Origin of the sequence: Gimesia benthica, assembly GCF_009720525.1 — a bacterium.
In the GTDB taxonomy this organism is placed as follows: domain Bacteria; phylum Planctomycetota; class Planctomycetia; order Planctomycetales; family Planctomycetaceae; genus Gimesia; species Gimesia benthica.
The window spans coordinates 4268426-4283346 of record NZ_CP043930.1; the positions used below are offsets into that span (position 1 = coordinate 4268426).

Annotated in this window: 13 protein-coding genes; 11 read left to right on the forward strand and 2 right to left on the reverse strand. The window is 53.8% G+C overall.

Annotated features, from left to right (window positions below; all coding sequences use genetic code 11):
* Positions 1-46 precede the first annotated feature (46 nt).
* A complete protein-coding gene (locus F1728_RS16435; RefSeq protein ID WP_155365031.1) occupies positions 47-1060 on the reverse strand; it encodes an ROK family protein in 1014 nt (337 codons plus the stop codon).
* A 380-nt stretch (positions 1061-1440) separates the two neighbouring features.
* Here F1728_RS16435 and F1728_RS16440 point away from each other — a divergent pair, with 380 nt between their 5' ends.
* The 11 genes from F1728_RS16440 (at position 1441) to F1728_RS16490 (ending at position 13534) form a co-directional block, all read left to right on the forward strand.
* Positions 1441-2916, forward strand: a complete 1476-nt coding sequence (locus F1728_RS16440; protein WP_155365032.1) for a sulfatase family protein — start codon at positions 1441-1443, stop codon at positions 2914-2916.
* A gap of 200 nt (positions 2917-3116) precedes the next feature.
* Positions 3117-4799, forward strand: coding sequence for a family 16 glycoside hydrolase (locus F1728_RS31295; RefSeq protein WP_194242403.1), 1683 nt, complete (start codon positions 3117-3119; stop codon positions 4797-4799).
* Positions 4800-5266: 467 nt separating this feature from the next.
* Positions 5267-6613, forward strand: a complete 1347-nt coding sequence (locus tag F1728_RS16450; protein WP_155365033.1) for a Na(+)-translocating NADH-quinone reductase subunit A — start codon at positions 5267-5269, stop codon at positions 6611-6613.
* Positions 6614-6832: 219 nt separating this feature from the next.
* Positions 6833-8077, forward strand: a complete 1245-nt coding sequence (locus tag F1728_RS16455; protein WP_155365034.1) for an NADH:ubiquinone reductase (Na(+)-transporting) subunit B — start codon at positions 6833-6835, stop codon at positions 8075-8077.
* Positions 8067-8870, forward strand: coding sequence for a Na(+)-translocating NADH-quinone reductase subunit C (locus F1728_RS16460; RefSeq protein WP_155365035.1), 804 nt, complete (start codon positions 8067-8069; stop codon positions 8868-8870). Before F1728_RS16455 ends, F1728_RS16460 begins: the two co-directional genes overlap by 11 nt.
* 1 nt (position 8871) lies before the next feature.
* Positions 8872-9495, forward strand: coding sequence for an NADH:ubiquinone reductase (Na(+)-transporting) subunit D (locus F1728_RS16465; RefSeq protein ID WP_155365036.1), 624 nt, complete (start codon positions 8872-8874; stop codon positions 9493-9495).
* Position 9496: 1 nt separating this feature from the next.
* Entirely contained in the window at positions 9497-10108 is a 612-nt protein-coding gene (gene nqrE, locus F1728_RS16470; RefSeq protein ID WP_145045036.1) for an NADH:ubiquinone reductase (Na(+)-transporting) subunit E, read from the forward strand.
* Between the two features lie 43 nt (positions 10109-10151).
* Positions 10152-11375, forward strand: a complete 1224-nt coding sequence (nqrF, locus tag F1728_RS16475; protein ID WP_155365037.1) for an NADH:ubiquinone reductase (Na(+)-transporting) subunit F — start codon at positions 10152-10154, stop codon at positions 11373-11375.
* Positions 11362-12432 carry an FAD:protein FMN transferase gene (locus F1728_RS16480; protein WP_228030208.1) on the forward strand — a complete coding sequence of 357 codons (1071 nt, stop codon included), beginning with the start codon at positions 11362-11364 and terminating at the stop codon, positions 12430-12432. Before nqrF ends, F1728_RS16480 begins: the two co-directional genes overlap by 14 nt.
* 2 nt (positions 12433-12434) lie before the next feature.
* The gene (locus F1728_RS16485) at positions 12435-12686 is read left to right on the forward strand and encodes a (Na+)-NQR maturation NqrM (RefSeq protein WP_155365038.1); all 252 of its coding nucleotides are present in this window, start codon (positions 12435-12437) and stop codon (positions 12684-12686) included.
* Positions 12687-12895: 209 nt separating this feature from the next.
* Entirely contained in the window at positions 12896-13534 is a 639-nt protein-coding gene (locus F1728_RS16490) for an Hsp20/alpha crystallin family protein (protein ID WP_155365039.1), read from the forward strand.
* A gap of 5 nt (positions 13535-13539) precedes the next feature.
* Here F1728_RS16490 and F1728_RS16495 read toward each other — a convergent pair whose 3' ends face one another.
* Positions 13540-14919, reverse strand: a complete 1380-nt coding sequence (locus F1728_RS16495; RefSeq protein WP_155365040.1) for an efflux RND transporter periplasmic adaptor subunit — start codon at positions 14917-14919, stop codon at positions 13540-13542.
* Between the last annotated feature and the right edge of the window lie 2 nt (positions 14920-14921).

Here is a 14921-nt window from a genome sequence, read left to right on the forward strand (position 1 = left end):
GTCGTTCAGACCGCCCGGTGTTTAGTGTACCGGGCACGTTTTAATTTTATTCTGCTTTGAGGCAGGCCAGTCGCGCACAGCCGGCGACGCCAATGTAACCGGCGTCTGCTCCGAGTTCTGCATAGTCGATGATCGTGTTCTCGTAGGGAACCGAGAACGCGCGTTGTTGGACCTCTTCCCGGATGCGCTGCAGGAAACGGTCTCCCTGGGCAGTACCCTTGCCTCCGAATGTCACCGCACCGCCGAACAGAACCATGTCCGGATCAATGGTGTGCATCAGGTTTGTCGTACCGACTCCCAGGCAGCGGGCGGATTCCATAATCAGCTCTGTTGCCAGTTCGTCGTTTTGTTCTCCGGCCTCGGAGATCAGCAGAGGAGTCAGTTCCTGGCCCTGCTGCAGCATGTCATTCAGGACGGACTCACGACCGGCGTCCAGCTGTTCCTGACAGCGCTTCACCAGGGACGTGCCACCCGCGTAAGCTTCGAGTGTACCATATTGTCCTGAATCACATAACCGTCCGTCATCCATCTGGATTACGATGTGTCCGCATTCGCCTCCGTGTGAGTGACGACCTTCGATGATCATTTCATCTATAATAATACCACATCCAATGCCCGTGCCCAGTGTCCAGAACACCAGACTATGAGCCTCGCGGGCACCGCCGATCCAGTATTCTCCATAGGCGGCCGCGTTCGCATCGTTCTGGTAGATCGTCTGTTTGCCGCCGTAATGATCACAGACGGTCTGTCGGATCGGAAAACCTTTCCAGGTCGGAAGATTCGGCGGATCAACCAGTTTGCCCCCGGGAATATCCATCGTGCCGGGAGTGGCGATACCGATGGCTTTGATGTCGTCCATCGTCAGCCGACAGTCAGCCAGGGCATCGTCGATGGCCTGATAGATGTTCTTCAGGCCCGCCTCAACGCCTGAAGGGACATCGGTGCTCGTTTTACAGAAGGCAAGTGTCTGGCCAGCATCATCAACGATACCGACCTTGACGTTCGTACCACCGATATCAATGCCGACAAAATAAGGTTCTTGAGGCTTTGTCGGATTCATGTTGCCTGGGGTTCCTCTGTTTTTCTCTGGAATTCTGGAACGACTCTCAAACGTGCCCCGAATGAGGCTGGGGCACGTCTCAATCATTGCCTTGAAGACGTAAGTTGATTGTGGCAGGGGAAAACAGCAATCGACGTCAGTTCAGAGGGAGGTCCGGATACACGTGAGAAGTATAGCCGAGCAGGCAGGGGGGATGCAATCATCAGCACGGCAATTCAGGCTCCCGAACCCGGCATTTCAGGTATGAGAGCGTTCTCAGAAGAACTTTGCAGAAAATCAGTACCGGTCCGGGAAAGAACCTTGGCGCCCTGTCTGATTTGGGACAGGATGAAATATCGATTCGCTTACCTGCCTCCCCGATTCAACCCCGAGGTCATGATATGCTACGCCGCTTTGTCTGCTCCGCTTTGCTCCTGCTTTGTGGATTCTGTTTCTCCAGTACCCTTGTCAGCCTGCACGCCGCTGAAAAAGCAGCGCGGCCGAATATCGTACTCTGCATGACTGACGACCAGGGCTGGGGCGAAACTTCCTTTAACGGACACCCTGTAATCAAGACGCCGCACCTGGATGATATGGCTGCCTCTGGTCTGCGGCTGGACCGCTTTTATGCAGCAGCGCCCGTCTGTTCGCCTACTCGAGGCAGTTTTTTGACCGGACGACACCCGAACCGCTTCGCCTGCTTCAGCTGGGGACATACCTTACGTCCGCAGGAAGTCACAGTCGCTGAGGCGGTCAAGTCAGCCGGTTACACAACCGGCCACTTCGGGAAATGGCACCTCGGTTCGGTGCAGGCTAACAGTCCTGTCTCTCCGGGGAACAGCGGCTTTGACAAATGGGTTTCGAGTCCAAACTTCTATGAAAACGATCCTTACATGAGCCATAACGGAATGGTCGAGCAGCTCAAGGGAGAAAGTTCCCGCGTCACCGTCGATGCGGCGCTCGACTTCATGAAGGGGGCTCAGAAAAAAGAACAGCCCTTCCTGGCGGTCATCTGGTTTGGTAATCCGCATCTGCCCCACGAGGCGGTGGACGAACTCAAAGCCCTGTATCCCAATCAGGATCCTGCTTTCCAGAACTATTTTGGTGAAATCAGCGGCGTCGACCGCGCGATGGGACATCTCAGAAGGCAGCTCCGCGATCTGGGACTCGCGGAAAATACACTGCTCTGGTTCACCAGTGATAACGGTCCCCGACCTCCCCAGTTCAAAAAAGACGGCCCCCGCTCTCAGGCGACCGGCGGTCTGGCCGGTTATAAAGGGAACCTCTGGGAAGGGGGCATTCGCGTGCCGTCCCTGATCGAGTGGCCAGCGGTTATTAAGAAACCGGAAACTTCAGACATGCCCTGCGGCACCATCGACATCTATCCGACAGTGCTTGCTGTGACCGGTGCGAAGGTCTCACATCAGCCCACGCTGGATGGCGAAAGCCTGCTGCCCCTCATCGAAGGACACAAAATGTCCCGCAACAAACCGATGGGTTTCTGGACCTATCCCACGAAGGGGCATCCTAAACGCAGCACGGATATTCTACTGGCGCTGCAGAAACAGCAGTCTCCCGGAAAACCCAATCCACCCGGACCGGTTCCCGATGCCGATGCAGGCAGCCTGAAAGCACAGTATTCCCAGGAAGAACTCCCGGGTTCCGCTGCACTGATCGACGGCGATTTTAAAGTCCTGAAAATGGAAAACAAAAAGGGAACGCCGAAATTCACCCTGTATAACCTCAAACAGGATCCGTCCGAACAGCATGATCTGTCGAAACAGGATCCACAGCGGTTCAAGAAGATGAAAGCCGCCCTGGAAGGCTGGCAGCATTCGGTGGTCGATAGCCTGAATGGCAAAGATTACGCCGATTGAGTTGCGTCACCTTGCGGAGGAAACGCTGAAAATTCCGACTCCCAGCCGCCGTGCGATTGCATTTGGTATGCTGGGTTGACCATAATCGATTTTATAAACATTCATAAGGAAATCGAAGGCGGCACCGTCTGTGCAGACGCAGTCGCTTTACCTGCCTGTTTCCGTATCAGCTTACCTGTCATCCACGATAGAGGAACATTATGAACTCTGGACTTTTTAAACGTCTTTTCTGTCAGGCCTGTTGCGCTCTGCTGCTGTTGACAGTTGCCCTGGGCAGCTCCGTCTCCGCTGAAGATGCCAAGAAGGTACTCAAAGCCGGGATTATCGGCCTGGATACCTCGCATGCGATTGCCTTCACCAAGATGCTGAATACTGGCAACCCGGAAGGGGATCTGGCCGGCTGTCGGATCGTCGCCGCTTATCCCAAGGGAAGCCCGGACATTGAATCCAGTGTCTCTCGCGTTCCCGGCTACACGAAGCAGGTGAAAGAAATGGGCGTGGAAATCGTCGATTCCATTCCCGCACTGCTGGAGAAAGTCGATGTGGTCTTCCTCGAAACAAACGATGGTCGTCCGCACCTTGAACAGGCGCTGCCAGTTCTCCAGTCAGGCAAGCCGGTCTTCATCGACAAGCCGATTGCTGCCTCGCTGACCGATGCCGTCGCTCTGTTCGAACTCTCCAAAAAATACAATACTCCCATGTTCTCATCTTCATCACTGCGGTTTGCCAAGGGCGCACAGCGTCTGCGGAACGGCGAAGAGGGAAAGATCATGAAGGCCAGCACCCACAGCCCCTGTTCGCTGGAAAGCACTCATCCCGACCTGTACTGGTACGGGATCCACGGTGTCGAAACTCTGTTTACCGTGATGGGACCTGGTTGTGAGTCTGTCACCCGTACAGTCAGCAATGCTGATCGGGATGAAGTCGCCGGCAAATGGGCCGGTGGTCGTGAAGGGCATTTCGCTGGTGTCCGCAAAGGAACCCCTAAAGGTTATGGCGGAACCGCAGTCGGTAAAAACGGTGAAGTCGCCGTGGGTGGTTACGACGGTTACAAGCCGCTGCTGGTGGAGATCGTGAAGTTCTTCCGTACCGGCAAGGCGCCTGTGAGCCCTGAAGAGACGCTGGAAATCTACGCATTCATGGAAGCTGCTGACGAAAGTAAACGGCAGGGGGGCAAAGAAGTCACCCTGGCAAGCGTCATGGAAAAAGCTGAGAAGCAGGCTGCGAAGAAGCTGTCCAAGCTCGATGTGGCTGACTCCGGTGCTTCAGAATCAGATAACGAGCTGACTGCATCTGAAAAAGCAGAAGGCTGGAAACTGCTGTTCAACGGCGAGAACTACAAAGGCTGGATGTGCAGCAACGGAAAGAAGATCGCTGCTCCGATTGAAAACGGCGCACTGGTGCCTTACAAGTCGGGTGGTTACCTGATCGTCTACAACAAAGAATTTGGTGATTTCAAATTCAAGTGTGATGTCAAAATGCCTGAAGAGTGCAACTCCGGAATCTTTTTCCGCGTGGGTGATCTGAAGAATCCCGTGCAGACCGGCTTCGAAGCGCAGGTCTTAAGTGGCGACGGCACCGGCATGCACGATTTCGGGGCGATCTATGACCTCGTTGCTCCTGCAAAGAATCTGGCCAGTGCACCTGGCGAATGGACTCATTTTGAGATTACCTGTAAAGGACCGCACATCAGCGTCGCCGTGAATGGAGAAGTGGTTGCCAAGCTGAATGCAGATGAATGGACTGAGCCAGGCAAGCGTCTGGATGGTTCTGCGCACAAGTTCAAGGCGGCCGTCAAAGACTTCCCGCGGAAAGGTTATATCGGTTTTCAGGACCACGGACACAAAGTCTGGTATAAGAATGTAAAGTTGCTGGAACTGTAAGCCGAAACTAAACTCTAAACCATCAAAGTAAAATCCCGCCACCTGAGAGCGTGTTGTTCTCAGGTGGTTTTTTTTTGAGTAATCAAAAGCGTTGAAATCGGATTGAGACATCAGGAAACAGGCTGGGAGATTCTGCTGAAAAGACCTGATGCGCGGTGCAATTGGAGACATAACGCGTCGGTTCTCAGCATTGAGAATCGCGGAAAGGGTGCTGAATGAACTACGAATCGAGCTTTTCTGATACAGAATGGAAAATGATCCAATTTGTTCCCTGCTTTCACTACAAAACGGGGGGATCTGTGTAAAATAGCCGCGAATTATTGGGCACTAGAGATCTTGCGCCTATAAAACCAGCAAGCACATTGCAGAAATGCCCTTAATCGGATTTGTACAGCATTCAGGTGGTGATTGATACCACATCAGGCGAGTCAGTCAGAAACACTCGTTGCATTCAGGTTCATAATTCAATGATTACAATTAAAAAAGGGCTGGATCTGCCCATCGCAGGTGAGCCTTCCGCTTTGATCGAAAACGGGCCACAAGTTCGATCAGTTGCTTTAATCGGCCCGGACTACATCGGTATGAAACCGACGCTGGCTGTTGAAGTCGGTGATACCGTTAAAAAAGGTCAGTTGCTGTTCAGCGACAAAAAGATCGAAGGCGTCATCTACACCGCTCCCGCCGCCGGGAAAGTGACTGAAATCAACCGCGGTGCAAAACGCGTTTTTCAATCCCTGGTGATTGAACTCGCCGGCGAAGAAGAGGAGACCTTCACCTCATACGAAGAAGGTCAGCTCGCCAGTCTGACTCGCGAACAGGTCACCGAGAACCTGCTGCAGTCCGGGCTCTGGACCAGTCTGCGGACCCGTCCTTACAGCAAAGTGCCTTCACCCGAATCGACACCGCATTCGATTTTTGTGACCGCCATCGACACCAGCCCTCTCGCTCCTCCACCGGAAGTGGTCTTGAGTGAAGAGCCCCGGGCATTCTCACAGGGTCTGCAGGTCCTGAAGGCATTGACCGAAGGTAAGCTCTATCTCTGTAAAGCACCGGGAACCAATCTGCCAGGCTGCGATCTGGATTTTGTGACGGTCGAAGAATTTGGCGGCCCGCACCCCGCAGGTCTGCCTGGCACACACATTCATTACCTCGATCCGGTCAGCGATAAGAAAACCGTCTGGTACATCAACTACCAGGACGTGATCGCGATTGGCAAACTCTTTAGCACCGGTCAGCTTTACAACGAACGCGTGATTTCCATCGCGGGTCCTGTGGTTAAGAATCCGAAACTTGTAAAAACCATCATGGGAGCCAGTCTGGTTGACCTGACAGACGGCAACCTCGAAGAAGGCGTTGATCGGGTGATTTCCGGTTCCGCTCTCGCCGGCCGAAAAGCCGAAGGCCCCTTTGCTTACCTGGGCCGCTATGCATTGCAGGTTACCGCGCTCAAAGAGGGAACACACCGTGACTTCCTGGGCTGGATGGGCCCCGGATTCAATAAGTTCTCGGTCGTGCCTGTATTTGCTTCTTCCTGGACCGGTAAAGGCAAGAAAGTGCCTTTCACTACATCCACCGAAGGCAGTAAGCGAGCCATGATTCCTATCGGCACTTATGAAAAAGTGATGCCGCTGGATATCCTGCCGACCTTCCTGTTGCGGGCACTGATTACGGAAGATACCGAACAGGCAAAACTGCTGGGATGCCTGGAACTGGATGAAGAAGATCTGTCGTTGTGCACGTTTGTCTGCCCGGGCAAATACAATTACGGATCACTGCTGCGAGACAATTTGACCAAAATTGAAATCGAGGGCTGATACAGTGGTGGCCCGGGAAGGGCTTTGACTGTGAAACTCGCCAAGCCTTCACTGAGTGTGATTGTAAGCCGGATAACTCAATTTGTTTTGAAAGATGTCAGCCTGACTGATCGCTCTGAAACGTCTTCGTTTCGGCTCGCAGTCAGAGACAGTCAAAGTTGCTGATGGCCCGCCTGAGCCTGATTCAGGGGCTGTCAAACAGGAAAGATAAACCTCGAAATGAAGCCGTTACGAAATCTTCTTGATAAGATGCACCCCCTCTTCGATAAAGGGGGTAAGTTCGAGAAGCTTTACCCACTTTACGAAGCGCAGGATACCTTCCTGTATACGCCGGGTGAAGTGACCAGTGAAGCCTCTCATGTGCGCGATTCCATCGACTTGAAGCGCATGATGAGTATGGTCATTGTGGCTCTGTTGCCCTGTGTGTTTATGGCACTTTATAACACCGGGTTCCAGGCCAATGCGGCAATGAGCACCATGGGCATCGAATCGGTACCGGGCTGGCGGGGCGCGATCATGTCCTCACTGGGCGTGGTTCCCGATGCGAACAGCCTGCTCTCCAACCTGGTGCATGGAGCACTCTACTTCCTGCCCGTTTATATCGTCTGTATGGCGGTAGGGGGGGCCTGGGAAGGTCTGTTCTGTATCGTGCGGCGTCACGAAATCAATGAAGGCTTCCTGGTGACCGGGATGCTGTTCCCGTTAACGCTGCCTCCCACGATTCCCCTCTGGCAGGTAGCACTGGGCATCAGCTTCGGTGTGGTCGTCGGTAAGGAAATCTTCGGTGGTACAGGTAAAAATTTCCTTAACCCCGCTTTAACGGCGCGTGCGTTTCTATACTTTGCCTATCCGGCACAGATCGTGGGTGACACTGTCTGGACCGCCGTTGATGGTTTCAGTGGTGCTACTTCATTAGGGCAGATGGCCACCGCTGCTCCCGAAGTCGGCATGAAAGCAGTCACCAACCCTATCTCTGAGGGAGGCCTTGGTATCTCCTGGTCGCAGGCGTTCCTGGGAACCATTCAGGGGTCTATGGGTGAAACTTCAACTCTGGCCTGTCTCCTGGGAGCGATCTTCCTGATCCTGATCGGCGTCGGTTCCTGGCGCGTGATGGCGGGTGTGCTTGCCGGATCGATGGGCTTAGCGACACTGCTCTGGATGATTGGCAGCAATACCAACGCGATGTTCGCCATGCCTCCGCAGTGGCACCTGGTTGTCGGTGGTCTGGCCTTCGGTCTGGTCTTCATGGCGACCGACCCGGTCTCCGCAGCGATGACCGACACCGGACGCTGGTTATATGGAATTTTGATTGGGGGAATGACAATCCTGATTCGGGTGGTCAATCCTGCGTATCCAGAGGGGATCATGCTGGCGATTCTGTTCGGCAACGTCTTCGCTCCTCTGATTGATTATTACGTGGTTCAAGCAAACATTAAAAGAAGGTTGGCGCGAAATGTCGCGTGATTCAATAGGTTTCACATTTATCGTATCGGCCACGTTGTGTGTGGTCTGCTCGATTCTGGTTTCCGGGGCTGCGGTCGGATTGCGCAGCAAGCAGGAACTGAATAAAGAGATCGAACGTAAAAAGAACATCCTCTCCGTGGCGGGCCTGATCCAACCAGGTGACGACGCGAAGAACGTCATGAAGATTTATGACGAGCGGGTTGAGGGGATTATCGTTGATCTCGACTCAGGTAAAGTCGTAACCGACGACAAGGAACTGTTCCCCAATCCTGCGGAATACGACCAGAAGGCGGCAATCGACAATCCCAAACTGAGCTCGGCAATCGAGCCCAGCAAGGACATCGCCGGGATCAAACGTCGCGAAAACTATTCCTGGGTTTACCTGATCAAGGATGAGAATGGTCAGCTGACTCAGTATGTTCTGCCCGTCCGCGGCAAAGGTCTCTGGTCAACCATGTGGGGCTTCCTGGCTCTGCAGACCGACCTGACCACCGTGCAGGGTTTGACCTTCTACGAACAGGGGGAAACACCCGGGCTGGGGGGTGAAGTCGATAACCCCAAGTGGAAGGCACAGTGGAAAGGCAAAGAAGTCTACAACAAAGACTTCCAGCCTGATATCGAAGTCATTAAGGGGACCGTCAATCCGGAGTCCCCTAATGCGGAACATGAAGTGGACGGCCTCTCGGGAGCCACCATTACCTCTCGCGGCGTAACCCACCTGCTGGATTTCTGGCTGGGTGATCTAGGATTTAAGCCTTATCTCGAACAGGTTCGGGAAAAGGAGGGAAAGTAATATGAATTCACGGCAAAAAGAGGTTCTGACCGGACCGATTTTTAATAACAACCCGATTGCGTTGCAGATCCTTGGAATCTGTTCCGCTCTGGCGGTAACAACCAAGATGGAGACCGCACTCGTGATGAGTATTGCGGTAACCCTGGTGACCGCCTGCTCGAACGCCGCAGTCGCTTCGATCCGTCTGCAGATTCCCGGCAGTATCCGCATTATTGTGCAGATGACGATCATCGCCTCACTGGTGATTCTGGTCGATCAGTTCCTCAAGGCCTTCGCCTTCGGAATCAGCAAGCAGCTGTCCGTGTTCGTGGGACTGATTATTACCAACTGTATCGTGATGGGGCGTGCCGAGGGGTTCGCGATGAAAAACGAGCCTGGCATCAGCTTCCTGGACGGTATCGGAAACGGACTGGGTTACAGTGCCATTTTGATGCTGGTGGCCTTCTTCCGTGAGTTATTCGGTTCGGGGAGCCTGTTTGGAATCCCTCTGATGAAACTGACCCGGGAAGGCGGCTGGTACGAAGCCAACGGCCTGATGTTATTACCTCCCAGTGCATTCTTTATTATTGGCTTCGCAATCTGGGCTCTGAGAGTCTGGAAAACCGATCAGGTGGAGGAAGCATAACATGTTAGAGCATTATCTGAGCCTGTTTATTAAGTGTCTGTTCGTCGAAAACCTGGCACTGGCCTTCTTCCTGGGAATGTGTACCTTTCTGGCCGTTTCCAAAAATGTGAAGACTGCCTTCGGTCTGGGGATCGCTGTAGTCGTCATTCAGACGATTACCGTTCCCGTCAATAACATCATCTATCAGCACCTGTTGAAGAAGGGGGCACTGGCCTGGGCCGGCTATCCCAATGTCGACCTGACCTTCGTCGGTCTGATCTGTTACATCGGCGTGATTGCCGCGATGGTACAGATCCTGGAAATGACCCTCGACCGGTTCGTTCCGGCTCTCTATAACTCGCTGGGGATCTTCCTGCCACTGATTACCGTGAACTGCGCGATTCTGGGGGGAACCCTGTTTATGGTGGAACGCGACTACAACTTCCCCGAAAGTTGCGTCTTCGGTTTCGGTTCCGGTGTCGGCTGGGCACTGGCGATTCTGGCGCTGGCAGGTGTGCGGGAGAAAATGAAATACAGTGACGTCCCGCCGGGATTACGCGGTCTGGGCATCACCTTTATTACCGTTGGACTGATGGCGATGGCCTTCATGGCTTTCTCCGGTATCCAGCTCTGAGACTTAACATTTTCCTAATTTATTGAGCGGTTGAAGTTTAATCATGGGTATAGAAATTCTGTTAGGCGTGGTGATGTTCACGGGCATTGTGTTGGCCCTGGTCGCCATCATTCTGGTCGCGAAATCAAAACTGGTTGCCTCCGGTAACGTCACAATTACTGTGAACGAGCAGAAGAAAATCGAAGTTCCCGTGGGCGGGAAGCTGCTGGGCGCCCTCGCCGAGAATCAGATTTTCGTCTCATCTGCCTGTGGTGGTGGGGGAACCTGTGCTCAATGTGAGGTTCGCGTGCTCCAGGGCGGCGGCGATATCCTGCCGACCGAACGCTCTCACTTTAACAACCGCGAAGTCCGCGAAGGCTGCCGCCTTTCATGTCAGGTGCCGGTCAAAACCGATATGGACATCGAAGTACCACCCGAAGTCTTCGAAACCAAGAAATGGCAGTGTAAGGTTAAGTCCAACGACAACGTGGCGACCTTCATTAAAGAGCTCGTTCTGGAACTGCCTGTCGGCGAAGACGTAAACTTCAAGCCGGGTGGATACATTCAGATCGAAGCTCCGCCGCACCATATCAAATACAGCGAATTCGACATTCCTGATGAATATAAAGAAGACTGGGACAAGTTCGATCTCTGGCGGTTTGAGTCCAAAGTCGAAGAGCCGGTCATCCGTGCTTACTCGATGGCCAACTATCCAGGTGAAAAAGGCATCATCATGCTTAACGTGCGTGTGGCTTCACCTCCGCCACGTGCACCGGATGGCACTCCTCCCGGGAAGATGTCCTCCTACATCTTCAATCTGAAACCGGGTGATGAAGTTACTATCTCCGGTCCTTACGGTGAGTTCTTCATCCAGGAAACCGATGCGGAAATGATCTACATCGGTGGTGGTGCCGGTATGGCTCCCCTGCGATCTCACATCTACGAGCTCTTCAAAGAACGCAAAACCAACCGGAAGGTCTCTTACTGGTACGGTGCCCGCAGTATGCGTGAAATGTTCTACGAAGATGAATTCCGGGCGATCGAAGAGGACTTCCCGAACTTCAAGATGCACATCGCGCTTTCAGATCCGATGCCGGAAGATAATTGGACCGGTCTGCAGGGCTTCATCCACCAGGTGCTGCTGGACGAATACCTGAGTAAGCATCCTGCTCCCGAAGATTGTGAGTACTACATCTGTGGTCCGCCAATGATGTTGTCTGCCGTACGTAACATGCTGGATGATCTGGGAGTTGAACCTGAGAACGTCCGGTACGATGACTTCGGTTAACAGACAATCCGCGTGGTTCTGGACGCTCGGACTGCTGCTGTGTTGCCTGCAGGTCACGGGATGCCGGAATGATGAATCAGGCTCCGATTCTGCTGCATTACAGAAGCAGCAGATCGAGGGGCCGACGATGGGAACGACCTATCACATTACGGTCTGTTCCCCTGCAGCAGAACAGGTTGATACCGGGCAGCTGAAACAGGATATCGATCAGCTGCTCGTGGAAATCAACCAGGAGATGTCGACCTACATCAAGGATTCGGAACTGTCCCTGTTCAACCAGGCGGAACCCAATCAATGGTTACCTGTCGCACCTGCCGTGGTCAAAGTTGTCTCAGCCGGTCTCAAGTTGAGTGAAGACAGCGACGGGGCCTTCGATATGACCGTCGGCCCACTGGTCAACCTGTGGCACTTCGGTCCGGATCCCGGCAAGAAGACGCTGCCTGCAGACGAGAAGATAGAAGCGGCCCGCAAGAAGGTGGGTTATCATCATATCCAGGTGCAGGAGTCACCTGCGGCACTGAAGAAACTGATTCCCGACGTGTACGTCGATCTGTCGGCTATTGCAAAAGGCTACGGTGTTGATGCAGTTGCCGAACTCATCGAGTCACGCGGTATCGAAAATTACCTGGTGGAAATCGGTGGCGAGATGCGGGCCCGGGGCGTCAATCAGCGTGGCGAAGCCTGGAAGGTCGGCATCGAAAAACCGGTGAGTGAAACCCGGGTGGTGCAGAAGATTGTACCACTGTCCAATCTGTCGATGGCGACATCGGGCAATTATCGTAATTTTTTTGAGGTGGATGGCGTCAGCTATTCACACACCATTGATCCCCGTACCGGGCGACCTGCGACTCATGGGCTCGCTTCGGTGACCGTGGTGGGGGAAACCTGCATGAATTGCGACGCGATCGCGACATGCCTGATGGTATTAGGCCCCGATGAGGGGTATAATTGGGTACAAGAGCGGGACATCGCCGCTTATTTCATCGTGAAAACAGACGCCGGTTTTACAGAACGCTTCTCGCCTGCCTGGCAGAAGCAGTTCGGTGAGGAGCAGTAATTATGTCAACAGTCCTGTTTGCTCTGGCAATCTTTGCCCTGGCCTTCGCGGGGATGGCCGTTGGTGTGATCTTCAGCAACCGGTGTATCAAAGGCTCGTGTGGCGGTCTGAACAACATCGAAGGAGCCGAAGGCTGCTCCCAGTGCGGTGGTTGCTCAGTCGGCGACAAGATGAAAGAACACGACCACGCGACGGCCGCCGACTCCTGTACTGTCGAGGAAGAAGACACCAGTCTGACCTCCGGCGCGAAATAGTCTGACCGCTTCAATCGGCTTACTATCGTCAGTCAATGACAGCTCCCGCATGAAATCCGCCGGTAATTTTCAAGATTTTTACTGGCAGTTCGAATCAGATGTGAGACAATACAGTCAAAAGTGGATTCCACCCGCAGGGGAAGCGCTTTTGTGGAACATCACATTTGAAATGAGCGCGACGTCAGTCGCACTCGGAAGAGGAGTTTAGCATGTCATCTGCCGATCAACCGGGACAGCCTGATCCCGTTTATATTCATACCGTGGAAGCATCCACGGAACAGAACCAGGCAGAACAGGCCGGCTCTACCTATTCAGAATCAACGCAGACCGAATCCAGCCAGTCGGAGTCGGAGGAATCAACCGAAGGCAAGCGATCTGACTCTACGGGCATTCCGAATTCCATCGAACGGCTGCGCACCGAATTCGATAAGCTGCTGGGTGTGGCTGTCGAACAGGGAGAACGGGCCCTGGATCGACTGGGCCTGTTTGGTAACGACCCTGTCTGGGTTCCCCGTGTCGATCTGATGGAACTGGACGAGCAGGTTCAGGTCTATATTGATCTGCCCGGTGTGACTGCCGAGGAAATCAATATCACACTGGCCGGCAATATGCTGACCGTGACTGGTACCCGCAGCACCGGAACGACAACCACCGCCGGTCAGACCGTGCGGATGAGTGAGCGTCCTTCCGGTCAATTCCGTCGTTCGGTACCCATGCCTGTTGCCGTCGATCCGGATAAGGTCTCCGCCTCCGTGCAAAACGGAATTCTGAGTATCCAACTGGATAAAGCTTCGACAGAAAAGCCGCGGCAGATTCCGATCAACAGTGCATCTGGCACCAGCTTCTAAACAGGTCAGTCAGCCGGGGACCGCTCCAGGTTCTTAATCAGGTGCGGTTCCACAGACTGTCCCGAAGTCAGATTCATGCTGGGGGCGACGATCAGTCGATCACCGGCTTTAATTCCCGTTTTGATCTCCGCTTCAAAATCATTCATCACCCCCGGTTCAACATCGACGAGCACCGTACGGTTATTACGAACCACGTAGGCCTGCCACTGACCTGATCCGTTGCGAAACAGTGTCGAGCGGGAAACCTTGACCACATCCGGTTTGATGTCCGTATAGATTTTAACCCGCACCCGAAAGTCGGTGCCCAGAGTCCGCTGCTGCTGTTGCAGCTGTTTGAAGATGTTGCGGTCAAAGCCGATGATGACCTTCACACGCTGCTGTTCGACGCCCAGCGAAGAGATCTTGGTAAAGCCCTTCGGGTAGATCCGTTTGACCTTCCCCTGCACGGGATCAGGGCCGATGGCGGGACCTTCGATATCGACGGGCGAACCGACGTGGATGTTGCCCACGTATTGAGAGAGGACATCGGCTTCGACTTCGAGATTATCCAACTGACCGAGCTCAAGCAGGATTTCGCCGGCGGGCAGCGTACGCTCGTTGGAGAAGTGTTTCGCCAGCACGGTTCCATCGATGGGGCTCCGCATCGTGGCCCGATTGCGGTCGCGCTGTAACTGCTCGAGCTGAGACTCTGCTTCTTTCTTCTCTTCCTGCAGGACTGCTTCGGAGAGGACTTTCTTCTCTTTGTATTTCTGAATCGAGATTTTGCCAATCTGCATCGCACTTTGAATGGCCTGCAGGGCCCGCCAGGTGAGAATGTCTTTCTGGTAATCGATTTCACTCTGTTTTTTGAACAGGTCTGCTTCACTGAGTTCACTGGCCGACAGTGCGTTCTTTTGAAACAGCTGATACTTGCGATCGTACTCGTCCCGCGCGTAAGTCCATTTGGCTTTACTGGCATCCTGCTGTTTGCTGGCGGCTTCGACGGTGAGATTCATCGATTTGAGGAACTCATCGAACTGGTCGAGCGAGTTGTCTTCCAGGCGATTGTCGGACTGTTCGATGATTTTGCGGGCATACTGTTCCACGCGGTAGCGGGCTTTCGCGACTTCGGCATCCAGGTCGGACGTATCCATCTCCGCGATGACCTGTCCCTGGGTGACCTTTTCATCTTCCTGCACGGTGATGGGCATCACCCGCCCGTTGAGCGGCATGGCGATGCGATAGATGCGAGGCAGGCTGGTCTTGGCACGTTCTTCGATGAACGCCTTGACGGTACCGGTTTCCGCAGCTGTGACATCCACGGGCTGTGGCGCTTCGCTGAAAAGATAATACAACCCCAGCACCGCCAGCAGGCCGACTGTGATCAGGATGGATTTTCGGGACATGG